At 71.8% G+C, this 23,491-nt stretch carries 21 protein-coding genes and 1 riboswitch; of the genes, 8 read left to right on the forward strand and 13 right to left on the reverse strand.

Going from position 1 to position 23,491, the window contains the following annotated elements:
* Positions 1-19 precede the first annotated feature (19 nt).
* Positions 20-1,816: a fibronectin type III domain-containing protein gene (locus IEY98_RS11765; protein ID WP_189210467.1), complete on the reverse strand. Its 1,797-nt coding sequence runs from the start codon at positions 1,814-1,816 to the stop codon at positions 20-22.
* 193 nt (positions 1,817-2,009) lie between these two features.
* A riboswitch (cobalamin riboswitch) is annotated at positions 2,010-2,089 on the forward strand.
* Between the two features lie 86 nt (positions 2,090-2,175).
* Between IEY98_RS11765 and IEY98_RS11770 the strand changes: the two genes are divergently transcribed.
* Genes IEY98_RS11770 through IEY98_RS11780 form a run of 3 tightly spaced genes read left to right on the forward strand, consistent with a single transcriptional unit; the run spans position 2,176 to position 5,017 of the window.
* Complete coding sequence (locus tag IEY98_RS11770; protein WP_189210468.1) at positions 2,176-3,195, forward strand: ABC transporter substrate-binding protein; 1,020 nt, start codon at positions 2,176-2,178, stop codon at positions 3,193-3,195.
* Positions 3,192-4,220, forward strand: a complete 1,029-nt coding sequence (locus IEY98_RS11775) for a FecCD family ABC transporter permease (RefSeq protein WP_189210469.1) — start codon at positions 3,192-3,194, stop codon at positions 4,218-4,220. The genes IEY98_RS11770 and IEY98_RS11775 overlap by 4 nt, the downstream gene beginning before the upstream one ends.
* Positions 4,217-5,017: an ABC transporter ATP-binding protein gene (locus IEY98_RS11780; RefSeq protein WP_189210470.1), complete on the forward strand. Its 801-nt coding sequence runs from the start codon at positions 4,217-4,219 to the stop codon at positions 5,015-5,017. Before IEY98_RS11775 ends, IEY98_RS11780 begins: the two co-directional genes overlap by 4 nt.
* A gap of 262 nt (positions 5,018-5,279) precedes the next feature.
* On the opposite strand, the gene IEY98_RS11785 is transcribed toward IEY98_RS11780, so the two are convergent.
* From IEY98_RS11785 to IEY98_RS11800, 4 genes are all read right to left on the reverse strand, one after another.
* On the reverse strand, positions 5,280-6,719 hold the full coding sequence (locus IEY98_RS11785) for a ricin-type beta-trefoil lectin domain protein (RefSeq protein ID WP_189210471.1): 1,440 nt from the start codon (positions 6,717-6,719) through the stop codon (positions 5,280-5,282).
* Between the two features lie 224 nt (positions 6,720-6,943).
* Positions 6,944-8,215 carry an RNA polymerase sigma factor gene (locus tag IEY98_RS11790; RefSeq protein ID WP_189210472.1) on the reverse strand — a complete coding sequence of 424 codons (1,272 nt, stop codon included), beginning with the start codon at positions 8,213-8,215 and terminating at the stop codon, positions 6,944-6,946.
* Positions 8,212-8,583 carry a YciI family protein gene (locus IEY98_RS11795; RefSeq protein WP_189210473.1) on the reverse strand — a complete coding sequence of 124 codons (372 nt, stop codon included), beginning with the start codon at positions 8,581-8,583 and terminating at the stop codon, positions 8,212-8,214. The genes IEY98_RS11790 and IEY98_RS11795 overlap by 4 nt, the downstream gene beginning before the upstream one ends.
* A gap of 44 nt (positions 8,584-8,627) precedes the next feature.
* A complete protein-coding gene (locus IEY98_RS11800) occupies positions 8,628-9,263 on the reverse strand; it encodes a DUF998 domain-containing protein (protein ID WP_189210474.1) in 636 nt (211 codons plus the stop codon).
* A gap of 153 nt (positions 9,264-9,416) precedes the next feature.
* On the opposite strand from IEY98_RS11800, the gene IEY98_RS11805 reads away from it, so the two are divergent.
* Positions 9,417-9,845: a hypothetical protein gene (locus IEY98_RS11805; RefSeq protein WP_189210475.1), complete on the forward strand. Its 429-nt coding sequence runs from the start codon at positions 9,417-9,419 to the stop codon at positions 9,843-9,845.
* 52 nt (positions 9,846-9,897) lie between these two features.
* On the opposite strand, the gene IEY98_RS11810 is transcribed toward IEY98_RS11805, so the two are convergent.
* Positions 9,898-11,070, reverse strand: a complete 1,173-nt coding sequence (locus tag IEY98_RS11810) for a DUF418 domain-containing protein (RefSeq protein WP_189210476.1) — start codon at positions 11,068-11,070, stop codon at positions 9,898-9,900.
* A gap of 77 nt (positions 11,071-11,147) precedes the next feature.
* On the opposite strand from IEY98_RS11810, the gene IEY98_RS11815 reads away from it, so the two are divergent.
* Together IEY98_RS11815 and IEY98_RS11820 are read left to right on the forward strand one after the other, a co-directional pair.
* Positions 11,148-11,747 carry a TetR/AcrR family transcriptional regulator gene (locus IEY98_RS11815; RefSeq protein WP_189210477.1) on the forward strand — a complete coding sequence of 200 codons (600 nt, stop codon included), beginning with the start codon at positions 11,148-11,150 and terminating at the stop codon, positions 11,745-11,747.
* Between the two features lie 152 nt (positions 11,748-11,899).
* Positions 11,900-13,510, forward strand: a complete 1,611-nt coding sequence (locus tag IEY98_RS11820; RefSeq protein ID WP_189210478.1) for an ABC-F family ATP-binding cassette domain-containing protein — start codon at positions 11,900-11,902, stop codon at positions 13,508-13,510.
* 100 nt (positions 13,511-13,610) lie between these two features.
* Here the strand turns inward: IEY98_RS11820 and IEY98_RS11825 are convergent, their stop codons facing one another.
* The 5 genes from IEY98_RS11825 to IEY98_RS11845 all read right to left on the reverse strand — a co-directional run bounded on the left by IEY98_RS11825 (position 13,611) and on the right by IEY98_RS11845 (position 17,825).
* Positions 13,611-14,624 (reverse strand): calcium-binding protein, encoded by a 1,014-nt coding sequence (locus IEY98_RS11825; RefSeq protein WP_189210479.1) that lies wholly within the window; start codon positions 14,622-14,624, stop codon positions 13,611-13,613.
* A gap of 111 nt (positions 14,625-14,735) precedes the next feature.
* Positions 14,736-15,500: a cytochrome c oxidase assembly protein gene (locus tag IEY98_RS11830; protein WP_229786834.1), complete on the reverse strand. Its 765-nt coding sequence runs from the start codon at positions 15,498-15,500 to the stop codon at positions 14,736-14,738.
* Positions 15,501-15,523: 23 nt separating this feature from the next.
* A complete protein-coding gene (locus IEY98_RS11835) occupies positions 15,524-15,973 on the reverse strand; it encodes a DUF2243 domain-containing protein (protein ID WP_229786835.1) in 450 nt (149 codons plus the stop codon).
* A gap of 3 nt (positions 15,974-15,976) precedes the next feature.
* Positions 15,977-16,402 (reverse strand): DUF6292 family protein, encoded by a 426-nt coding sequence (locus tag IEY98_RS11840; RefSeq protein ID WP_189210481.1) that lies wholly within the window; start codon positions 16,400-16,402, stop codon positions 15,977-15,979.
* 109 nt (positions 16,403-16,511) lie between these two features.
* Positions 16,512-17,825, reverse strand: a complete 1,314-nt coding sequence (locus IEY98_RS11845) for an APC family permease (protein ID WP_189210482.1) — start codon at positions 17,823-17,825, stop codon at positions 16,512-16,514.
* Between the two features lie 1,159 nt (positions 17,826-18,984).
* On the opposite strand from IEY98_RS11845, the gene IEY98_RS11850 reads away from it, so the two are divergent.
* Positions 18,985-21,132, forward strand: coding sequence for a putative Ig domain-containing protein (locus IEY98_RS11850; protein WP_229786836.1), 2,148 nt, complete (start codon positions 18,985-18,987; stop codon positions 21,130-21,132).
* A 69-nt stretch (positions 21,133-21,201) separates the two neighbouring features.
* Here IEY98_RS11850 and IEY98_RS11860 read toward each other — a convergent pair whose 3' ends face one another.
* Both IEY98_RS11860 and IEY98_RS11865 read right to left on the reverse strand, forming a co-directional pair.
* Complete coding sequence (locus tag IEY98_RS11860; RefSeq protein ID WP_189210483.1) at positions 21,202-22,386, reverse strand: GNAT family N-acetyltransferase; 1,185 nt, start codon at positions 22,384-22,386, stop codon at positions 21,202-21,204.
* A 205-nt stretch (positions 22,387-22,591) separates the two neighbouring features.
* Complete coding sequence (locus tag IEY98_RS11865; RefSeq protein ID WP_189210484.1) at positions 22,592-22,867, reverse strand: hypothetical protein; 276 nt, start codon at positions 22,865-22,867, stop codon at positions 22,592-22,594.
* Between the two features lie 196 nt (positions 22,868-23,063).
* On the opposite strand from IEY98_RS11865, the gene IEY98_RS11870 reads away from it, so the two are divergent.
* Positions 23,064-23,456, forward strand: coding sequence for a hypothetical protein (locus IEY98_RS11870; protein WP_189210485.1), 393 nt, complete (start codon positions 23,064-23,066; stop codon positions 23,454-23,456).
* Positions 23,457-23,491: the final 35 nt, after the last annotated feature.

Raw genomic sequence — 23,491 nt, forward strand, 5'->3', positions numbered from 1 at the left:
CGCGCTCCTGGATCAGCGTTCACCGAAGAGGATGAGCAGCGTATACCCGTGGGTCAACCGGTGACTTCAGAGCGTGATGGACCAGGAGTCGAGGACCCCGGTGTCGCCGGTGCCGGTGTCGGTGATCTCCAGGGTCCAGGTGCCCGACGCCTGCTCGGTGAACGGGCTGAACGAGTAGGCGACGGTGCCCGGGAACGGGGTGCAGGTGGAGCCGCCGGAGTACTTCAGGTTGTACCACCAGCCCGCCGGGCTGACGACGCGCACCCGCAGGTCCTCCTGGCAGGTGTGGCGGGCGGTGATCGCCACCCTCACCGGGTTCGCGGCCGTGCCGGTGGCCGTCGAGCGGACCTGGCTGGAGGTGGTCCGGTGGTCCGCGATCGGGTGCGGTGCCGTTGGTGAACGTGCGGCCGCCGCTGCCGGGCTGGGTGCGGACCGTGATCGCCGCGCTGGGCGCGGAGACGTTGCCCGCGGCGTCCTTGGCGCGGACCGTCACCGAGTAGGCGGTGTCGGGGTCAAGGCCGGAGATGGTGGCGGAGGTGGCGCCCACCGAGGTGGCCAGGGCGTTGTTGATGTAGACGTCGTAGCCGGTGACGCCGACGTTGTCGGTGGCGGCGTTCCAGGCGAGGGAGATGGAGGTGGCGGTCTGGGACGTCGACCTCAGGTTCCCGGGTGCGGACGGGGCCTGGGTGTCGCCGCCGCCGCTGCCGGTGACCAGGGTGAGGTTCCACTTGCGCAGCGCCTCGCCGACCGGCTGGAAGATCGACTGCTGGTCCTTCGACGGGTTCGACACGCACTGCGCGGGCCCGCCGGAGTGCAGTCCGACGGCCTTGTCACCGCGCAGCCACGCCCCGCCGGAGTCGCCGCCGCGCGAGCACGCGGTGGTGAAGGTCAGCCCCTCGATCACGATGCCGCCGCCGTAGTTGACGGTCTCGTTGACGTAGGTGACCGTGCCGCACTGCCACTTGGAGGTGTTGCCCGTGTGGCAGACGCGCTCCCCGACCAGCGCCTCGGCCACCCCGGCCACCGTCACCGGGGACGACCCCCACGTGTTGACCGACGGCGACAGCGTCCACCCGGGCTCGGTCACCGCGACGACGCCCATGTCGCCCTCACGGCCGTTGACACTGCGCGAACCGCCGACGTTCGAGGTGCCGATGCGGTTGGCGTTGCCGCTCTGCCCGTAGGCGGGCTGGTTGGCGTTGTTGGTGCAGTGCCCGGCGGTCACGAAGTGCTTGCCGCCGTTGGCGTCCGTGGCGGCGAAGCCGATCGAGCAGTTCGACTCGCCCTGCGGCCACCACGGGTTGCCCGGCCGCACCTCCCCCGCCTGCTGCCGGGGCCCGCCGTCGGACAACTCCACCCGCACACCCGAGATCGACGACACCGCCTCGACGAACCGCCGTGTCGCCGCGTTCATCCGGGTCCGGTCGACGGTGACCAGGACCTCGTTCGCCCGCTGGTCCACACCGACGGTGTTGAACGCGACCTCGGGCGTGATCAGCGCGAGCACCCGGCCCCGCAGCATGGACAGCGTCTCAGCGTCGCGAGCCACCATCACGGCCTGCGCGCCTCGGGACCGGGCCACCGCGGCCGCGCCCTCGGTGGTCACCGCGACGGCGAGCCGCCCGCTCGCCTCGTCGAACCACACCCCCGCCGGGGCGACCGAGGCAGGCAGGGCCGCCAGCACCGCGTGGGCCCGCTCCTGTCGCCGCAGCCGCTCGCCCGCGGCCTGGTGGCTGACTCCCAGTCCTTCGGCCAGCGCGACGACCTCAGGGCCGACCTCGGGGGCGGCCGACGCTGTTCCAGTGTGGACACTCACGGCCATTCCGACCGTCAGTGCGGCAACAATGATTCTGCGCATGCGCCGCTTCTCCTTCGTGAATCGCAGGGAATCCGAAGGTAAACCGCCCTTCCGGACGAGCGCGCCGTTTAACGGTTAACTTGGCTCCCGACGCGTGATCGACCGCACACGGGGGGCGGCGGCGTCCTGTGCTAACTTTCTGCGGCCAGCGGGGGAATCCGGTGTGAATCCGGAGCTGACGCGCAGCGGTGTGGACCTGCCCATGACGGGGCAGGCCGAGTCCGACTACCCGACTGGCGACCGCCGGGGCCACGCGCCCGGGCGGACCACCGTACGGACGGGCCCCGCGTTCGGGCCCTCGACGTGAAGGACCCGGTGTGCGCCACGCGCGACAGGCTCGTCTCCCCCTCCTGCTCACGGTCACCGCTCTCGCCCTGTCCGCGTGCGGCGGTCCGACCTCGGCAGGCGACCCGGCTCCCGGCCGCACGATCGAGAACTGCGGCCGGACCGTGTCCGTCGGCGAGCCGCCGAAGCGGGCGGTCGCGCTCAACCAGGGCAGCGCGGAGATCATGCTGGCCCTCGGCCTGGCCGACCGGATGGTCGGCACCGCGACCTGGACCGACCCGGTGCTGCCCGAACTCGCCGAGGCCAACGCGAAGGTCCCGCGCCTCGCGGAGAACAAGCCCTCGCTGGAACGGGTGTTGGAGGTCGAGCCGGACTTCGTGGCCGCGTCCTTCGAGTCCGTCCTCGCCGTCGGCGGCGTCGCCACCCGGGACCGGTTCGCGGAACTGGGCGTGGCCACCTACGTGTCCCCCACCGACTGCGGGACCAAGGACAACAGCGGCGACGGCGACGGCGCCCGCTCGGCCCCGCTCACCATGGACGACGTCTACCGCGAGATCCGCGACCTCGCGACGATCTTCGCCGTGGAGGCGCGCGGGGAGGAGCTGATCGCGGGCCTCCAGCGGCGCATGGCGGCCGCGGCCGAGGGCGTGGACGCCGCGGGCGTCACCGTCCTGTACTGGTTCGCCAACTCCGAGTCGCCCTACCTGGCCGGGTGCTGCGGCGCCCCCGGCGTGATCACCCGGGCGCTCGGGCTGCGCAACGCCTTCGACGACACCCGCGCCGAGTGGCCGCAGATCAACTGGGAGACCGTCGCCGAGCGCGATCCCGCCGTGCTGGTCATCGGCGACCTCACCCGGCGTTCGCAGACCGCGGAGACCGCCGAGGCGAAGATCGCGTTCCTCGAGTCGCACCCCGTGACGTCCCGGATGACCGCCGTGCGGGAGAAGCGGTACGTGCCGCTGAACGGGCAGTCGATGAACCCCACGATGCGCACCGTCGACGGCGTGGAGCGCGTCGCCGAGGCGCTGCGGCGGTTCGGACCGCTCGGGTGAGCGCGGTTCCGACCCGCCTGCGGACCGTTCCCTGGTACGCGGCGGGCCTCGGCCTGCTGGCGGCCTCGGTGGCGGCCGCCATCACCATCGGGCCCGCGTCCATCGGCGTCGGCGAGGTGTGGCGCACGGTGTGGGCGCACCTGCGCGGCAGCGAGCCGGTGCTCACCCCGATCCGCGACGGCATCATCTGGCACCTGCGGCTGCCGAGGACGCTGCTGGCCGCGGTGTGCGGGGCGGGGCTGGCGGTCTGCGGGGTGGTGCTGCAGTCGCTGCTGCGCAATCCGCTGGCCGACCCGTTCGTGCTCGGCGTGTCCTCCGGCGCGTCCACGGGCGCGGTGCTCGTGGTGGTGCTCGGCGTCGGCGGCGGCGCGCTGAGCCTGTCGGCCGGGGCGTTCGCGGGCGCGGTCGCGGCGTTCGCGCTCGTGCTGGCGCTGAGCCGCCTGCTGGGCGGGCAACTGGACCGCGTGGTGCTGTGCGGGGTCGCGGCGATGCAGCTGTTCTCCGCGCTCACCTCGTTCATCGTGCTGACCGCCGCCGACGCCGAGACCACCAAGGGCGTGCTGTTCTGGCTGCTCGGCTCGCTGGCCAGCGCGTCGTGGACCGAGGTCGCCGTCGCCGCCGGGGTGCTGGTGGCGGTGTTGGCGGTCTGCCTTGCGCACAGCCGCGCCCTCGACGCCTTCGCCTTCGGCGAGGACGCCGCCGCCGCGCTCGGCGTGGACGTGGCCCGCACCCGCATGGTCCTGCTGTGCGCGACCGCGCTGCTCACCGCCGTGCTGGTCAGCTCGACCGGCGCCATCGGATTCGTCGGGCTGGTCCTGCCGCACGCCGCCCGCGCCGTCGTCGGCGCGGGCCACCCCCGGCTGCTGCCCGCCGCCGCGCTGGCCGGGGCGGTGTTCCTGGTCTGGGTCGACACGGCCGCCCGGTCCGTCATCGATCCGCAGGAGGTGCCGGTCGGCGTGCTCACCTCGCTGATCGGCGTCCCCGCCTTCGTCGTCATCCTGCACCGCACCCGGACGCGCCGATGACGCTGGCCGCCGACCGCGTCACCCGCGCCGCGGGCGGGCACCTGCTGCTCGACGGCGTGACCGTGGCCTGCGCCCCGGGCACGACCCTCGGCCTGCTCGGCCCCAACGGCGCGGGCAAGTCGACGCTGCTGCGCCTGCTGGCCGGACTCCTCGCCCCGGACACCGGCGTGGTCACCCTCGACGGTGACCCGCTGCCCGGCCTGCCCCGCCGCGCCATCGCCCGCCGTGTCGCCGTGGTGGAGCAGCAGGCCGACACCCAGGTCGACCTGACCGTCCTCGACGTCGTCCGCCTGGGCCGCACCCCGCACCGCGGCACGTGGTCCGCGGAGTCCGAAGAGGACCGGACGGCGGTGCGGGAGGCGCTGGCGGCCACCGGTCTCACCGACCGGGCGGACCAGTCCTGGCACACCCTCTCGGGCGGCGAGCGCCAACGCGTGCACCTGGCCCGCGCCCTCGCCCAGCGCCCCAGGGAACTCCTCCTCGACGAGCCGACCAACCACCTCGACATCGCCCACCAACTCGACCTGCTCGCCCTCGTCGCCGCCCTGCCGATCACCACGGTCGTCGCGCTGCACGACCTCAACCTGGCCGCGATGTTCTGCGACCACCTCGTCGTCCTCCGCGGCGGCCGCGTGGTCATCTCGGGCCCACCCGCCGACGTCCTCACCGAGCCCCTGATCGCCGACGTCTACGGCGTCCGCGCCCACATCACCCACCACGAGGGAACACCCCACGTCCGATTCCTTACCGCACAAGGTGACCAGGCAGTCGGCAAGAGCTCCACGAGGACAGCGTGACAGGCCGCGGTGGTCGGGAGGTGGGGGCCGTCAGGGGGAGTATCGGCCCCCACCTCCCGTATTCAGCGCGCCGACCGGTGTTGGGAGGCGGAGTCGGCGCACGTGGTGAGGACGGCCCTGGCGCCGCCGGACACGGTGGTCAGGGCAGCCAGGAGCCCGCGCCGGTGCTCGGACATGGCTGCTCCTTCGGGACAGGGCGCCGAACCGCCTCGCGTCGAAGCGGTGGCCGGGAACGCTCGCAAGGATCGCGAGCCGCCGTCGTCTAGGCGCTGCGCGTCCAGGTCTGGCCGGTCGTGCCCGCGCAGGTGGCGAGGACGAGTCGGGTCCCGTTGACGCCGCTGCCCGCGTCGACGCACTTGCCCGACGCGGCGTTGCGCAGCGTGTTGTTCGTGGAGGTCCAGCGTTGGTTGGCGCCGCCGTGGCAGTCCCAGACGATGACGCGCGTCCCGTCGGCAGTGCCGCCCGCCTCGGCGTCGAGGCACTTGCCCAGGGAGCGCAGGGTGCCGTCGCCCGGATCCGCCCACTGCTGGTTGCTTCCGCCGTGGCAGCTCCAGACGACCGCCGGGGTGCCGTTCGCGGTGGCGGCGCCCTCGATGTCGAGGCAGCCGCCCGCTCCCCCGACGAAGCGGTAGGGCGTGGTGATCCGCACGGTCGCGCTGGTGGCGGTGGCCGACAGGGTCTCGATGGTCACGCCGCTGGTGGCGTCGGTGATCCGGGCGCCGACGTCGAGGTCGGTGTCGGTGGACCCGCTCGTGCCTGCGGACGGGTCGACGAGCGTGGAGACGCGGTAGGCGCCTTCCTTGGTCAGGTGCAGTTGCACGCCCTCGCCCACGCCGGTGTCGATGGTGGTGGCGTTCTTGCGATAGGCGACCGTGATCCGGTCTCCGGTGGTGTTGCGCGGGATCTCCAGGACCCGCGTACCAGTCACCGAAGCGGGCGCATGCAGTGGCGTGAGCGTGTAGGTACCCGATGAGGGCGCGACGACGCGCTGGGACGTCGGAAGCCACCCCGCGTGGATCAGCTCGGGCGCGGCGAGGCCGCTCTGGTACCCGCCGCCGCCCATCGGGGACGAACCGCGATAGCCCGCCTCGGCGCAGCCGGACAGCGTGCCCGGTGTGCAGGTCACCGAGGCGAGGTGCGCGAAGCCGAAGTTGTGGCCCAGTTCGTGGACGACACCGCTGGGATTGCCGTGCGCGTCCGGCATCCAGGTCGTGCTGCCGGGCATCTGCCCGAGCCCGCCCCAGTCGCACTGGGCGAGCCGGTTGGGGAACCAGATGGCGAGCGACTGGTACCCGCTGATCCCGCGGGCGGCCAGGGCCTCGCGGGTCTTGGTGTTCATCGCGCCGGAGTCGCAGGCCGCGGGCATGCTGATCGTCCACGGTCCCAGCACCTCGGGCTGACCGGCCAGCGGCGTGAACCGCACGGCGCCGTCGCTGGCCTCCTCGTAGTAGCGCGACAGCGACTGCCCTGTGCCGAAGTACATGTCCCGGACCTTCGTCCGGAAGGTGGTCGAGGAATCGATCGTGTCGTTGGTGAAGTTGACCAGCACCACCGCGATCGGCCTGGTCGCCGAGGCCGACGGGGACTCCGCTGCGGTGACACCGGCCGACACGGTCGTGTTTGAGGTGAGCAGGAGGGTGCTGAGGGCTAGTGCGGCACCTATCGCCAACCGGGCGGGCAGCTTGAGCACGTTCGGGTTCATGGGCGTCCGCTTCCTATCGCAGGGTGCTTCCCCGTTGAGGGGAGGAACGGGACCGGGACACAGCCGCACAACAGTGCAGCCCATGAACATCTTCTGTCAAGAGTTGATTGAACCGTCCATATTTCATGCAGTATCGAACAATGACGAAGGGTGTGCTTAGGCGCCTCTTACGATCGTGGGCCGGTCGATGCGCAGGAGTGCCTGCCGCAGTGGGCAGGCCGGGTTCAGCGGTGGGCCGGTGGGTCGAGGTGGTCGGCCTTGGCGTGGAGGTAGCGCTGCTCGACCTGGTTGACGGTGAGGGTTGCGGCCTCGCGGTAGAGGGCGGCCGCGGCGGGAGCGTCACCGGTCATCTGGAGCAGATGGGCGCGGACGGCGCGTTCCCGTTGGCTCGTCAGCGGATCCTGGTCGAGGTGGTGGCGTCGGTTGAGGTCGTCGAGCAGCGCCAGCGCCCGGTTGGGCCCGTAGGCTTTGGCCACGGCGACGACCCGACTGAGGCGGACCGGCGCGGTGGGGGCGAGCCGTTCGAGCCACAGGTAGAGCGCCGCGATCTGGGGCCAGTCGGTCTGCTCCGGCGATGCGGCGGCGGCGTGCACGGCGGCGATCGCGGCCTGCAGCTGGTACGGCCCGACCTCGCCGCGGTGCCAGACGCTGTCGATCAGCGCGGTTCCCTCGCCGATGAGCTGCGCGTCCCACCGCGTCCGGTCCTGGTCCTCCAGCGGCACCAGTTCGCCGTCGTCGCCCGTGCGGGCGGGCTGCCGCGACTCGGTGAGCAGCATGAGCGCCAGCAGGCCGGTCACCTCGGCGGTCATCGGGTCGTCGGGAGGCAGGGTGTCGCGGAGCATGCGGGTGAGCCGGATCGCCTCGTGCGTCAGGTCGACGCGGGTGAGCTCGTCGCCGGACGAGGTCGTGTAGCCCTCGTTGAAGATCAGGTACAACACCTGCGTGACGGCGGCCATCCGGCTGGCCCGATCGGCGTCGGAGGGCGGGGTGAAGCGCGCGCCCGCGCGAGCGAGTTGCTGTTTGGCACGGCTGATGCGCGTGCCCATGGTGTTCTCGGTGGCGCCGTAGGCGTGGGCGATCTCGGCGGTGGACAGGCCGCCGACCGCGCGCAGGGTGAGCGCCACCTGGGAGGTGGTGGACAGCGCGGGGTGGCAGCACAGCAACAGCAGGGTGAGGCTGTCGTCGGTCGCCGGTGGTGGGCCCGCCAGGCGAGCCGGTTCGTGCATGGCGACCTCGGCGAGGCCCGCTTCCTGTTCGCGCCTGCGGCGGGCCTGCTCGGAGCGGAGCAGGTCGACCATCTTGCGGTAGCCGATGCGGATCAGCCAGCCGCGCGGGTTCTCCGGCACCCCGTCGACGGGCCACGCGCGGCTCGCGACGAGCAACGCCTCCTGCACCGCGTCCTCGGCGATGTCGAACTGGCCGAACCGCCGCACCAGCGCGCCGAGCACCTGCGGCGCCTCGGCGCGCAGCAGGTGCTCGACGATCGCGCCGCTCACGCCGCGAAGTCCTCGCCCATGATCGGGCGGATCTCGACCGGCTCCCCCAGCGCGTCGACGATGCGCGCGACGATCTCGACGGCCCGTTCGTGGCTGGCGACGTCGATCACGGCGAAGCTGGCCAGGACCTCCTTCAGCTCGGCGAACGGCCCGTCGGTCGCGACCACGCCGTCGGCCGTCCTGCGGACCGTGGTGCTGACCGCGGGGTGCCCGAGGCCCTCGCTGGTGACGAACTCGCCGGTCTCGACCAGTTCCCTCTCGAACTCCTGGTACACGGCGAACGCGGCCAGCGCCTCCTCCGACGGCGTGTCGGCGGTGCTGGCGTCCCATGCGGCGGCCGGGGTGTAGCTGAGCAGCAGGTACTTCACGGTGGTTCCCTCTTCCTCGATCGTGCTCGGCAACGGTACGGGGGTCAGGCGGTGTCCCGCAGGGACAGTGCGACAACGGTCGTCCAGGTGAACGCCACCAGGCCGTTCACCGCGACCTGGATGCTCATGAGTTCCGGCGACACGGGCAAAAGCAACACAAGCGCGGTCGCCGCGCTCAGCACCGCGGGCCGCGCCCGCCGCCCGCGGGCGTGCCGGACGGCCAGCACGACGGCAGCGGCGGCCAGCGCGGTGAACGCGGTTGCTGCCGCCGCTGAGTGCGCGATGCTGTGCCACGACATCTGGGCGACGGGTCCTTCGGGGATGCCGACGGGAAAGCCGTTCTCCGGGTCCATGGTGAACAGGCCCGAGGCGACAAGACCGGCACCGAAGACCCCGATGAAGATCGGCAGCACGCGCCTGCCGACCCCCTCGAGAAGCGTGCGCCGGGCACCCACGGCCAGCGCCAGCACGCCCAGACCCGCGAGCACGAAGGTCAGGACCTGCAGCCAGCCCAAGCCGCCGTTGGCGAGCTGGCTGAGCGGGTGCCGAGTGATGTCGAAGCCCTCCCGGGCGAGCATCTGGGTGATCGACGAGGCGAAGAAGACCGGCCCGGCGAGAGCGCCCGCGAGCAGCAGGCGCTCCGACGAACGACGGGTGCCGGGAACGACGGTTGTGGTCATGGCTCCTCCTTGATGGGTGCTCGTCGCAACCACGGAGCCGCGTCGCGGGTCTCGACACGTCTCGAACGTGACCTGAGTCACTAAGGACGGGTGTCGAGGCGGGGGTGGCGGCTTCGAGGTATCGGCACACAGCAAGCGACCGAGGAGGACGAGATGTCCGAGACGACCATGCGGCCGAGCGCCGACCTGCAGGCCCTGGACCGACTGGTGGGCACGTGGGCGGTGACCGGCGGCGTCGAGGGGACCGTGCGGTACGAGTGGATGCCCGGCGGGTTCTTCCTGCTCCAGCACGTCGAGCTCACCCAGTTCGGCCAGCAGGTCACCGGCATGGAGGTGATCGGCAACCTGCGCCCGTTCGGCGAGCCCGTCGGCGAGGACGTGGTGTCCCGCTTCTACGACGCGACCGGCAACACCTTCGACTACGTCTACGAACTGGCCGACGACACCCTGACCATCTGGGGCGGCGCGAAGGGCGGCCCGGCCTACTACCGAGGCACGTTCAGCCCCGACGGCACCACGGTCACCGGCGAATGGGTCTACCCCGGCGGCGGCGGATACTCCTCCACCATGACCCGGGTCTGAGCCCGCCCGCACCGGCTGGGAGCGGCGGTCCACACCACCGCTCCCAGCCAGGTCAGGGACGGAGAGCGGGTGGGCGAGCGGCGGCGGGCCGTGCGCCTGTGGTCACCGCGCGGAGGAGCCATTCCAGTGGTCCGTAGCGGTGGCTGCGCAGCCACAGCGCGCTGAGCGCGAGTTGGATCGCGTAAATGACGACGACCAGCCCGGCGACCGCCGCATAGGGCAGTTTGCCCACCAGCCCCAGCCCGTACGCGGTGAAGACGAGGCTCAGGATGACCGACTGCAGGATGTAGTTCGACAGCGCGACACGGCCCACGGGGGCGAACACGGTCGCGGCGCGGGTCTCGAACAGGCGCAGCAGTGCGGCCACGTACCCGCCGGTGAGCAGTGGGGCCGTGAGGAGGGTGACCCCGATCGCCAGGGTCTGCGCCCCGCTTCCCGGATGGTGCACCGTGAGGTACGCGTAGAAGGCCGCCCCCACGAGCCCGATCGGCAGTCCGGCGCGCAGGAGCCACGTCCACAGTGTCCGGTGGCGCCACGGTTCGGCGAGCACCTGCCGCTTTCCCGCCGCGAACCCGAGCAGGAACATCGCCAGGGCGCTGGGAGCCTGCACGAACACGACGAGTGCGAGCGTGCTGGGCAGTTGCCGCAGGTGCTCGGCGACGACGGTCGCCGGGGTCCCCTGGTAGGCCGCCACCGTTTCGGCCACCCGCGCGGCCGCCGCGGCGCCGTCGACCGGGGTGGGGGTGAGCAGGTCGAGAACGCCCAGCAGGGTCCACAGCACCCCGCTTGCGAGGAGCAGGCCGATCGCGAGCCAGACCGCGCGCCGCGCCGAGATGTCGCGCAGCGCCAGCAGGACGAGGCCGAGCACGGCGTAGGTCGTGAGGATGTCGCCGGGGAACAGCAGGACGGCGTGCGCGACGCCGATCACCGCGAGCCCGAGGTGCCGCCGCAGCATCCGCGGCCGGAAGGCGGCGTCGGCGCGCGCGGCGGCGTCCATCTGCAGCGTAAAGCTGTAGCCGAAGAGGAAGGAGAACAGCAGATAGAACTTGGTCTCGACGAACATCGAGACGGCGAACTGGACGACCGGATCGCCCGCCGGGTCCGCGATCCCGGAGCCGTAGTAACCGGTCGCGAAGGCCCACACGTTGACGGCGAGGATGCCCACCAGGGCGAATCCGCGGAGCGCGTCCAACCGCACGAGGCGGGACGGGGTAGCCACAGGCATGCCTTTCATAAACCGAGCAGTCGGTCTAATATTGGAGGCGGTGATCGACACCGTCAACCCCCTGATTGAATCGGGCCATGCGCACCATCGACCCAGCCAAGCGCGAGGCGAAGCGGCTCCAGATCCTCGCGGCCGCGGCGCGGTGCTTCGCGCGCAAGGGGTTCGGGCAGACCCGCACCGCCGACATCTGCGCCGAGGCGGGGATGAGCTCGGGGAACCTGTTCTACTACTTCGGCAGCAAACAGGACATCTTCGCCGCGGTCGTCGAGCAGGACGGCGCCGACACCGAGGCGCTGTTCGCCGACCTGGCGGCCGCCGAGCCGTGGGACGCGCTGACCAGGTTCCTCGACCTGGCGATCGACCTGGCCGCGGACGCGGACTACGCCCGGCTCACCCTCGAGATCTCCGCCCAGGCGCACCGCGACGAACGGATCGCGGCACTGGTCTCGACCAACGACCGGCTGGTGCGGTCCGGTCTCGCCGACCTGGTCGGCCGGGCCGCCGAGGCGGGCCGGATCGACCCCGCGCTGGACCCGACCACCACCGCCACCTGGCTCGCCGCCCTGGTGGACGGCCTGTTCAACCGCGTCGCGGTGGACAGCGAGTTCGCCCCCAAGCGCGAACGGGAGACGCTGAAGCTGCTGGTCGCCAGGCTCCTGCGCCATCAGCCCGGATAGTCCGGGTCCGCCGTCTGGCGACCTGGTCTCATCGGCCCTGGCGGCGGTGACGTTCACGCCGACCACGGCGGTCGGCGCGGCGAAATTGACGCGCGTCCTGCCGCCCGCGCGTGGTTCAGTGGGCCCGGATTCACCGACGGGAGAGCTGGGCCATGGGGCACGTGGAGGTCGCGCACGTCGAGTACCACCTGCCCGACGGGCGGCTGCTGCTCGACGACGTCTGCTTCCGGGTCGGCGACGGCGCGGTGTGCGCGCTCGTCGGCGCCAACGGCGCGGGCAAGACGACGTTGTTGCGGCTTATCTCAGGCGAGCTCAAGCCCGACGCCGGATCGATCACCGTCAGCGGCGGACTGGGCGTGATGCCGCAGTTCGTCGGCTCGGTCCGCGACGAGCGCACGGTGCGGGACCTGCTGGTGTCGGTGTCCCCGCCCGCGCTGCGCGCCGCGGCGCTGGCCGTCGATGCCGCCGAACTCGTGCTGATGGACCGCGACGACGAGGCCGCGCAGATGGCCTACGCGCAGGCGCTCGGCGACTGGGTCGAGGCGCGCGGTTACGAGGCCGAGGTCGTGTGGGACATGTGCACGACGGCCGCGCTCAACACGCCCTACCAGAAGGCCCGATGGCGGGAGGTGCGCACGCTCTCCGGCGGCGAGCAGAAGCGGCTGGTGCTGGAGGCGCTGCTGCGCGGCGGCGACGGCGTGCTGCTGCTCGACGAGCCGGACAACTACCTCGACGTCCCCGGCAAGCAGTGTTTGGAGGAACGCCTGCGCGAGACCGAGAAGACCGTGCTGTTCGTCTCCCACGACCGCGAGCTGCTGGCCCGGGCCGCGCAGAAAATCATCAGCGTCGAGCCGGGCAGCGACGTCTGGGTGCACGGCGGCGGGTTCGGCACGTACCACCAGGCCCGCGCGGAGCGGTTCGAGCGGTTCGACGAACTGCGCCGCCGCTGGGACGAGAAACACGCGCAGCTGAAGAAGCTCGTGGTCGACATGCGCCAGTACGCGGCGCGCAGCGACGGGATGGCCTCCCGCTACCACGCCGCCCAGACCCGGCTGCGCAAGTTCGAGGAGCTCGGCCCGCCCGCCGCTCCCCCGCGCGAGCAGAAGATCACCATGCGGCTGCGCGGCGGCCGCACCGGTGTCCGCGCCCTCACCTGCGCCTGCCTTGAGCTGCACGGCCTCATGAAGCCCTTCGACCTGGAGGTCTTCCACGGCGAGCGGGTCGCGGTGCTCGGCTCCAACGGCTCCGGCAAGTCGCACTTCCTGCGTCTCCTCGCGGGCGAGCCCGTCGCGCACGACGGGGCCTGGAGACTCGGCGCGCGGGTCGTGCCGGGGCACTTCGCGCAGACCCACGCCCATCCCGAGCTGGTCGGCCGCACCCTCGTCGACATCCTCTGGACCGACCACGCGCTCGCCCGCGGCCCGGCGATGGGCGTCCTGCGCCGCTACGAACTCGACTCCCGGGGCGACCAGCCGTTCGAGAAGCTCTCCGGCGGACAGCAGGCCCGGTTCCAGATCCTCCTGCTGGAGATCGGCGGAGCCACGATGCTGCTGCTCGACGAACCCACCGACAACCTCGACCTGGCCTCGGCCGAGGCGCTGCAACAGGCGCTGGAGGCCTACGAGGGCACCACGCTCGCCGTGACCCACGACCGGTGGTTCGCGCGCTCGTTCGACCGCTACCTCGTCTTCGGCTCCGACGGCAGGGTCCGTGAGACCACCGATCCGGTCTGGGACGAACGGCCCGCGCGACGGGAGCGGTAGCCGATCACCTCGGCGGCCCGACGAGCACTCCCGCACGTGCTGGGCGGAGCCACCGTGGCCGGTGGACCCGCCCAGGTCCACAGTGGAGTCGCGCTCGGTCCTACGAGCAGTTCCTGATCTCGGTGGTGACAGGGCTGTAGTCGGAGAGCAGGTTGCAGGTGTTGGTGCCCGCGCCGCCGTCGATGGTGGTGCTGCCGGGCTCGATGTAGTGGATGGTGATGGTGTCGTTGCCGTCCTCGCCGTAGATGGTGGGACGCTGGAGTCCGCTGGTCTGGCGGTTGCTGCCGACCTCGATGGTGTCATCGTCGGCGCCGCCCCTGATGACGGCGCTCACGTTGTTGGCGGCGGTCATGCGGTCGGCGCCGGGGCCGCCCGCGATGGTGCCGAACCGGCTGTCCTGGAAGCGGTTGTCGGCGATGTCGAAGGTGTCGTCACCCGCGCCGCCGTCGATGAGGCCGTTGTTGTAGCCGCCGTTGCGGAGGGTCAGGACGTCGTTGCCGTCCTCGCCGTAGATCTCGCTCTTGTTGGTGGTCACGCTGATGCGGTCGGCGCCGCGACCGCCGTAGACCCTGCCCTTGTCGATGTCGGAGTCGAACTCGTTGGTGCCCACCTCGATGATGTCGTCGCCGTCGTCGCCGAGAACGCGGGCGGTCACCCGGACGAGCCCGACCTTGATCGTGTCGTTGCCCGCGTCGCCGTGGGTGACCGGGCCGCTGGTGTAGACGGTCTCGGCGATGGTGATGGTGTCGGCGTCGTCGCCACCGTGGACGGTTTTGCCCTGTCGGTCCACGCGGATGCTGTCGACACCCGGTCCGCCGAGGATCGTGCCGACGTTCGACTCGGCCTGGATGTCGTCGTTGCCCCCACCGCCGTCGATGGTCACATTGTTCACGTAGGTGGTGATCGTGTCGTTGCCGTCCAGGGCGTTGATCCCATCGACCGTGTAGGTGGTGAAGCAGTCGATGCGGTCGTCGCCCGGGGTGCCGGTGATGACGGGTCCTTGCTGCTCGACCCCGTTGACCGTGCACTCGGCGGCGGGGGCTGCCGACGCGGGCGCGGCGAGGGGAAGGGTGAGCAGTGCCGCCCAGACGGCGGGCAGGAAATGACGTCTCATACCGTTCAGATCTCCCTTTGCTGTCGACGTTGCACTGTCAGGACTGACAGTCGCAGACCTCGAACAGGCCGGGAAGTCTCCTGACGGCGGTCCGCCGATCAGGTGGACGCGTCACTCCGCGCTCACCGTGCGGCGAGTGGCCATAGTGGACCTGCGGAGGACTCGGCCGGTGGCGCGGTACCACTGGGTGGCGAGGACGGCGGCGAGGGCGAGTTCCACCAGGTCGCCGCCGTAGTACATGAGCTGCGATCCCGTGTGCAGGTCCGTCGCGGCGTAGACGGCGCCGGGCGGGGGCGCGGCGTAGAGGGACTTGGCGAGGACGGCGTGGGCGGCGCCCGCGCCCAGCAGGGTCAGACCGCGCCAGGCGAGGCTCCAACGATGGCGCACCGGGTCGAGCTGGCAGATGGCGAAGGTGAACAGCAGACCCGCCAGCAGGACGTGGACCTGCGCCAGCGGGTGGTGGGACGCGGCGAGCGGGGTGCGGTAGAGCAGCCACAGGCCGCCGACGTCCAGTACGGCGGCCGCGGGCGGGAAGAGCAGCCAGCGGACCGGCCGGGCTCGTGCCGCGGCCAGGAGGGTCCGGCGGGTCCCGCGCGGTGGCAGGACGCGCAGGAGCAGGGTGAGCGGGCGGCCCAGGACCAGCGACAGCGGGGCGGCCATGGCCACGACGAGGTGCTGGGCCATGTGGGCGGTGAACGGCCCGCCCGGCAGGTGCCCCAGCAGCGCCCACACGAGCGCGCCGCCCCCGGCCAGGAACGAGAGGTCGCGGAGCACCGGCCAGGCGTCGCCGCGGCGGCGCAGCCGGGCCGCGGCGAGCAGGTAGGCGGTCACGGCCGCCGCCGCGCCCGCGGCGATGACCCATTCGACCAGGGCCACCTGCGGGTGGTGGGCGCCGGGCATCAGCGGCGGGCGCGCACGGTCAGGACCGCGCCGACGGCCAGCAGGAGCAGTCCCGCGCCGTTCCACGCGAGGTCGTATGGAAGGAGGTCGACGCCGTAGCGGATCTGGTGGACGCGCAGCAGCTTGTGGTCGACGATGCCGTCGAACAGCTGGAAGCCGCCGAGGCCGAGGAACAGCCCGGCCCAGGCGTGGGCCGTGGACAGCGCGCGGCGCCTGAGCAGGTCGGCGAACAGCGCGAAACCGGCGACCAGCCCGACCAGCTCCGCGGTGTGCAGCAGCCCGTCGGAGATCAGGCCGACGGACGGGGTGGAGCGGTCGTAGAAGTGGTGCCAGGCCAGGATCTGGTGGAACACGATCTCATCGACCGCCGCCATCCCGGCGGCGCCCAGCAGGGCGCACACCCACAGCGAACGCCCCGGCCGGTGCTGGAGCCCGCTGCTCTTCTCCACTCGTCAAGCCACCTGAGGCAGCGGGACCAGGCCCGCGACGGCGTACGGCGCCAGGCGGGCGGGCAGGTCGTCCTGGGGCTGTCGGGGCTGCGTCAGGCGGGGCTGACCGGGCGTGCCGTCGAGCAGGCCCCGCGTCCAGTGCGCCACCCGGTGCGGCGGCGGGACGACGTCGCCGGGCAGCCAGGCCTGGACGATCAGGTCCTCGCCGCTGTGGGTCTCCACGGCGGCGGCCCAGCCGCGCTCGGCGTCCCACAGCAGGGCCGCGTCGCGGTCCGGGAAGCCCGAGAACCTCCCGTCCAGGGCCAGGTACGCGCCCAGCGGCACGGACTGGACATAGAAGCACTCACCGGACAGGCCGAGCTGCTCGGACACCGCGCGGACATAGCCCTGCAAGCCGCGCACCAACGCGTCTCCGAAATCGAACTCCACGAGTCGCCGTCCTCTTTGCCTAGAGCGCCGCCTGGCTCGACGCGGGTTCTCCAGATTCCCGCCCGGGCGGACGGCCAAACCCCGGGCGCGCTGTGAAGGTCGGCACAGCTCATCCGGCGGCGGGGACGGCGTCGTCGGCTCCGCGCCGCTGACGGCGCGCGTTGACGGCGGCCAGCACCAGCGCCAGGGCGATCAGGACCGCGCCGCGCAGCCAGACCTCGGCGCTCATCTGGGTCAGCAGCAGCGCGCACGACCCGATGCCCAGCCACGGGACGACCGTCGGGACGCGGAAGTGGTCGGTGTCCGCCGAGTCGCGGCGCAGGACGAGGACGGCGATGTTGACGACGGTGAACACGATCACCAGCAGCAGCACCAGGGTCTCGGCCAGCGCGGCGACCTGGCCGGTCAACGCCAGGACCAGGGACAGCGCCGTGGTCGCCAGGACCGCGATCCACGGCGTCCTGCGGTTGGGCAGCACGCGGGTCAGCGCGGACGGGAGCAGGCCGTCGCCCGCCATCCCGTAGGCGAGGCGGGAGGACATGATGCCGGTGAGCAGGGCGCCGTTGGCCACCGCGATCAGCGCCACCAGGCCGAACAGCCAGGTGGGCACCCCGCCCGCGGCGCGCACGACCTCCAGCAGCGGCCCGCTGGACCCGGCCAACTGGTCGGTCGGGACCGAGGCGCTGGTGACGAGCCCGATCAGCAGGTAGACCGCGCCCGCGGCGGCCAGCGCGCCGAAGAGGGCGCGCGGGAACGCGCGGCGCGGGTCCTTGGTCTCCTCGGCGAGGTTCACCGAGGTCTCGAAGCCGACGAACGAGTAGTAGGCCAGCACCGCACCGGCCAGCACGGCCGTGAACGGGCTCTCCCCCGGCGTCCCGACCTCGGCCAGCCGCCCGAGGTCGGCGTCGCCGCGCAGGACGATCCACATCCCGAGCCCGATGACCAGCACCAGGCCGCCCACCTCGATGACGGTGGCCACGACGTTGGCCCGCAATGACTCCTTGATCCCGTAGATGTTGAGCATGGCCAGTCCGACCAGGAACACCGTCACCACGAGGGCGACGGGCAGCGAGACGAACTCGGCCAGGTAGTCCCCGCCGAACGCCCGGGACAGCGCCGCCACGGACACGATCCCGGCGGCGAGCATGCAGAACCCGGTGAAGGTCGCCGCGGCCGGGCCGAACGCGAGGTTCGCGTAGTGCGACGCTCCCCCGGCGCGCGGGTACTTCGTGGCCAGTTCGGCATAGGACCCGGCGGTGAGGCCTGCCAGCAGCAGGGCCAGGAGCAGCGGCAGCCACACCGCGCCACCGGACGCGCCGGTGACCTCTCCGATCAGGACGTAGACGCCCGCGCCGAGGATGTCCCCCAGGATGAACGTGAACAGCAGAGGCGTGGAGATCGCGCGCCGCAGAGGAACCGACATGCGCTAAGTCTCATGGGGACCCGCCGATTCCGCACGACGCACTCGATCATGCGCTCCGAGGGCGGGCGGGCGGGACGAACACGGGGACGGGCGGCCCGGCCAACCGCCGCGGCGTGGCCCGCGTTTCGATCGCCCGGTGGCTGAACACAACGGGGCGCACGTGGTCGGACGTGGTCTTGGACACCATGGGAACTCCTTGTTTCGGTGCAGGGGTCTGTGGGGAACGGGCTCCGGACTCGACGAGGCGCCTCGATGGACGCTCACGATCGTTCGCGGGGTCGGCGATACGCCGTAGAGCCGAGGTGGTGCTGCGTGACAAGTGGTCTCCGTCTACTCGGGAAGCCCCCTCGACGGCACGAGCACTGTCGAAGGGCGAATCGCCTGACGACCAGACACACACCTGGGCGGCGATGACGGGGCGACGACGGCACCCGTTCACCACCCAGTGTACGCCATGGCCACCGGATTCATCGCCTATTTGCCCACCCACCCGCCGAGTGAAACCCGATGAGCGGAGGAGGAGCATGGTGGCGGCGGGCGTGCTCGCGGTCCTCGCGGCTGTGAGCACGCACTGACCGGCCTGCGAACGCCCCTCCGGCCACTGCCGCCCCTCCCCCGGGAGGCGCGCTGGCCGACCGGCGCGCACCCTCTCCGCTCGGCTCGACGCCAGCGGAGTGGCGTGGCGTCCTTCGCGGTCATGGTCGACAAGACCAGGTACGCGCGCCGCAGGGCTGTCGCGGTGTTCAAACGTTCCGATATCGGGGGTGTCGGATGAGGTTGTGGCTGGAGACGAGGCGGATGCAGCGGACTGACGTCGGCCGGGTCCCGGGATTGTCGAGATTCTTGTGCGCCAATGGTTTTCGGCCTCACGGGACGGCGCATCCCGCGAGTGGCGCTCACCCTTATGACCCCTGCTTATGTCCACTCGGAACCGTGATCGTCGAGTGATAGCACGCACGACGATTGGTCCATACCATGTGTGCTGATCGGAGCAACTTCGGCGGAAACCGTGGCGGATGAGCCGAATGCGCGGTTTCCTGCGACCAGTCGGAGTTCCGATCGCCAGAAACGTTCGCGCGGACGTCACACACCCTGCACTCTCCCCGGTCGGCGACCCCGTCCCGGGGGGGAACCCTTGCCATGAGGGAGAGACACTGCGATGAGACAGTCCCGCGCGGCCTGGGCACGGCGGCTTGCCGTTCCCGCGCTGGCCGCCGCCACCACCCTGTCGCTGACGATGGCCACACCCGCCGCCGCTGCCGAGGGGACCATCCTCGGCGCGAACGCCGAGGGCGCCATCCCGGGCAGCTACCTGGTCGTCTTCAAGGACCACGCGACGTCGAGGGCGGCCGTCGCGCAGTCCGCGGAGACCATGGCCGACCGCTACGGCGGCACGGTCACCGCGACCTGGCGGCACGCGTTGCGCGGTTACGCCGCCACGATGACCGAGCGGCAGGCCCGCAGGCTCGCCGCCGACCCGGCGGTGTCGGCCGTCGAGCAGAACCGGGTCGTCCGGGTCGCCGACACCCAGCAGAACCCGCCGTCCTGGGGGCTCGACCGGATCGACCAGCGCGACCGGCCGCTCAACAACGCCTACACCTACCCGACCACGGCGTCGAACGTGCACGCCTACGTCATCGACACCGGCATCCGCACCACCCACCGGGACTTCGGCAACCGGGCGACGTGGGGCACCAACACCGTCGGCGGCTCCAACACCGACTGCCACGGCCACGGCACCCACGTCGCGGGCACCGTCGGCGGCACCGCGTACGGCGTCGCCAAGGGCGTGCGGCTGGTCGCGGTCAAGGCGCTCGACTGCCAGGGCAGCGGCTCCACCCAGAGCATCGTGAGCGCGGTCGACTGGGTGACGGCCAACGCCGTCAAGCCCGCCGTGGCGAACATGAGCCTCGGCGGCGGCGCGTCCACCGCCATGGACAACGCGGTGCGCAACTCGATCACCTCCGGCGTCGTCTACTCGATCGCGTCCGGCAACTCCAACGCCAACGCCTGCAACACCTCGCCCGCCCGGGTGACCGAGGCGCTGACGGTCAACGCCAGCACCAGCACCGACGCGCGCGCCTCGTTCTCCAACTGGGGCACCTGCACCGACCTGTTCGGCCCGGGCCAGGACATCACCTCGGCCTGGCACTCCAGCGACACGGCGACCAACACCATCAGCGGCACGTCGATGGCGGCGCCGCACGTGGCCGGGGTCGTCGCGCTGTACCTGTCGACGCACCCGAACGCGACGGTGACGCAGACCAACCAGGCGATCATCAACGCGTCCAGCTCCGGCAAGATCAGCAACCCCGGGACGGGCTCGCCCAACCGGCTGGTCTTCGTCGAGCAGGGCGCGCCCGCCGACGTCGCCGTCACCAACCCCGGCGGCCAGACCGGCACCGTCGGCACCCCCGCCAGCCTGCAGCTCACCGCGACCGGCGGGGTGGCGCCCTACACCTGGACGGCCACCGGGCTGCCCGCCGGGCTGAGCATCTCGCCGTCGACCGGCCGGATCTCGGGCACGCCGACCACGGCGAACACCTACCAGGTCACGGTGACCGCGACCGACACGACCAACGACTCCGGGTCGGCGACGTTCAGCTGGGTCATCGAGCCTGCCAGCGGCGGTGACCTCACCCTGCCCAACCCGGGCACGCTGACCGGCAGCGTGGGCGTGGAGGCCGGGGTCAAGCTGGTCGTCTCCGGCGGGACCGGCCCGTACACCTGGACCGCCGACGGGCTGCCGCCGGGGCTGTCGCTGAGCAGCGACGGCTCGGACACCGCGATCGTGGGCGGCGTCCCGACCGCGGGCGGCACCTACCGGGTGACCGTCAGCGTCACGGCGACCACCGGCGGGTCCACCTCCGTCCAGTTCGACTGGGTGATCAGCGGCGGCGGGCAGATCACCGTGCCCAGCCCGGGCAACCAGACCACCACGGTCGGCTCCCCGGTGAACCTGCAGCTGACCGCCTCCGGCGGCGCCGCGCCGTACACCTGGAGCGCGTCCGGGCTGCCCGCGGGGCTGTCGATCAGCGCGAGCGGCCTCATCACCGGCAGCCCGACGGCCGCGGGCACCTCGACGGTGACCGTGACCGCGACCGACTCGGCGGGCGCGTCCGGCTCGGCCACCTTCACCTGGCGCGTCGAGCCGTCCGGCGGCGAGACGTCGTGGGCGCCGTGGACCCCGTACACCGCGGGCGCCACCGTCACCTACGAGGGCGTCAGCTACCGGTGCCTGCAGTCGCACACGTCGCAGCCCGGCTGGACGCCGCCGGTCGTCCCGGCGCTGTGGCAGCGGCTCTGACCGGGTGATGTCCGTCGGGCCGTTCGCCGCGGGTGGTCCACCGCGGCGAACGGCCCGACGACGCGTTCCTCAGCCTTTGCCGAACGACCGGGGGACGCGCCGCGGCAGGAGCGAGCGCAGTTCGGCGGCCGCGGCGTCGGTGATCTCGCCGAGGCCGCGGGCGACCACGTCGAGCGGGTCGAGCACTCCGTAGGCGAGGCCGGACAGGCCCGCCGCGGTGAGGGTGGCCCGCTCCCCCGTTCCGGACGCGCTGACCTCGAGCGTCCCGCCGCTGCCGTCGAGCAGGTACCGGCCCGCGAGGAGCTGGTCGTCGACCACCTCGATCGCCACGCGCCCCGGGCCGCAGTGGGCGCCGTGCAGCGCTTCCATTGACAGCAGCCGCGCCATCAGGGGTGGCGCGGTCGGAAAGGCGGTCTCCGCCTCCGTGCGGACGGCGAGACCGCTCGCCCAGGTCTCGGGGAAGTCGTCGGGGGCGACGGTGACCGTGATCGTGGTGACCTGGTGCGCGTGCTGGGCCAAGAAGCGCAGGAGCAGGGCCCGGCCGATCGCGTCGGCGCAGAGCAGTTCGTCGACGATCAGAGCGCCGCCGTAGCCGTCGATGCGGTAGGTCATGGTGCCGGCCACCGTGTCGCCGACGGTGGCGGTGACCAACCAGCGGTTCGCGGCGTCGAGGACGCGGGCGGCCCGGTAGTCGGGGGTGTAGGTGAAGCCGTGCCATCGCGGCAGCAGGGTTCGCTGGAACGCCCGGTAGGTGTCGAAGCCGTCCTTGATGTTCTGCCAGCGCACCTCACCGGGGAGTCGGACGTCGAGCAGCGGCGCCAGTCCTTCGGGGGTGAACGTCGCCGTGGGGTTCTGCGGAAGGCAGATGTAGCCGAGCTTGTCGTAGAACGACGGGTGGAACGGGAAGAGAGTGGCCAGCCGGTGTCCTTTGTCGACCATGTCGCTGTGGAGCCTGCGCATCAGGCGACGGCTGTGCCCCTGTCTGCGGGCCGCGGGATGGGTTGCCACCCAGGCGATGCCCGCCATCGGGCTGACAACGCCGCGCAGGTTCTGCCACGCGGGGAAGGCAGCGGCGGTGGCGAGCGTGCGGGCGTCCTCCTCGGCGATGAGGGTGTGGTTGCCCTCGTGGTAGGGCAGGAGACCGCGCAGGTCCTCGACCGCGGCCGGGGACGGGGTCTCGTCGAAGGCGTAGGGGTACAGGGTGAAGGCCGTGCGCAGCCGCTCGTCGCCGGAGACTTGCCGGATCGCGCTCATCGGCTCACCGCCTCCCACCGGCCGGGAAGTCCTGCGCAGCGTGGCCAGACACCCGCGGGTCTGGTGGTGGTCGCGGTCAAGCGGCGCCTCCAGGTGGCTCGGTGCTCCTGACCTCCATCACAACCGCTGGACGGATTGACCGGCAGGTTTGATTCGGCGAGCAAATCAACGCAGGCCCTCGCACCCGCGCCGATCCGCGTGACCGCTACTTCCGGGGCTCCCGTTCGATCCGGTACTGCTCGATGAGCTCCGGGTGGTCGTCAGGGTCGCCTGGGGTCGGTGGGCTCCCGCCGACCCGCCGCGCGATGTCCTCTGCAGTCGCTTGATCGGCGTAGATCGTCAGCAGCAAACCGTCCTCGGCGTACCCCAGGCTCCACGGCACCGGACACGGCGGCGGGTGGTGCTCGTCCGGGCACAGCGTCCGCGCGATGGACTCTTTGAGCTCGTCGCCGCCCGCGACGAGGATGTCATACACCTGCACCTCGCCCACGGTAGGCGCCCGGCAGCCCCCGCACATCGGGAATGTCCCTGATCCGAGGACAACCCGTCGACGACGCCCACGTGCGGGAGTTCCTGGTGGCTCAAGCGCCCGGCACCACTGAGGTGACGACCCGCAAGGGGCGGTGACACTTCCGACAATTGACCTCCAGCGGACTTGAGGTTCTAGCGTCGGCGGCATGACCGACAAGAACGGAACGCTCCTCTTCCACAACACAATGCGCATTCGGGAGGGGCGCCTGGACGAGTTTCAGGCCGCTGTCGTCAAGGCCGTCGACTTCGTCCGCGAGCACGGACCCCAGCTGATGGTGGAGGTGTTCATCGACGCCGAGGCGATGGTGGCGCACAGCTTCCAGCTCTACGCCGACGACGAGTCCGTGTTGCGGCACTGGGAGCTGTCCGACCCCTACATCCGCGAGGTGATGGAGCACTGCACAGTGGAGCGGTTCGAGGTGTTCGGACACCCCGGGGAACAGGTGCGGACGGGCCTACACGGCCCAACCGGCGAATCCTTCCCCACCTCGATCACGCCACGCCTCACCGGCTTCACCCGTCTCACCGCACGCCCCTAGCGCGATCCCGCGAGGTCAGGGCTCGCATTCAGGCT

The organism is Actinokineospora fastidiosa, from assembly GCF_014648415.1.
In the GTDB taxonomy this organism is placed as follows: Bacteria; Actinomycetota; Actinomycetes; order Mycobacteriales; family Pseudonocardiaceae; genus Actinokineospora; species Actinokineospora fastidiosa.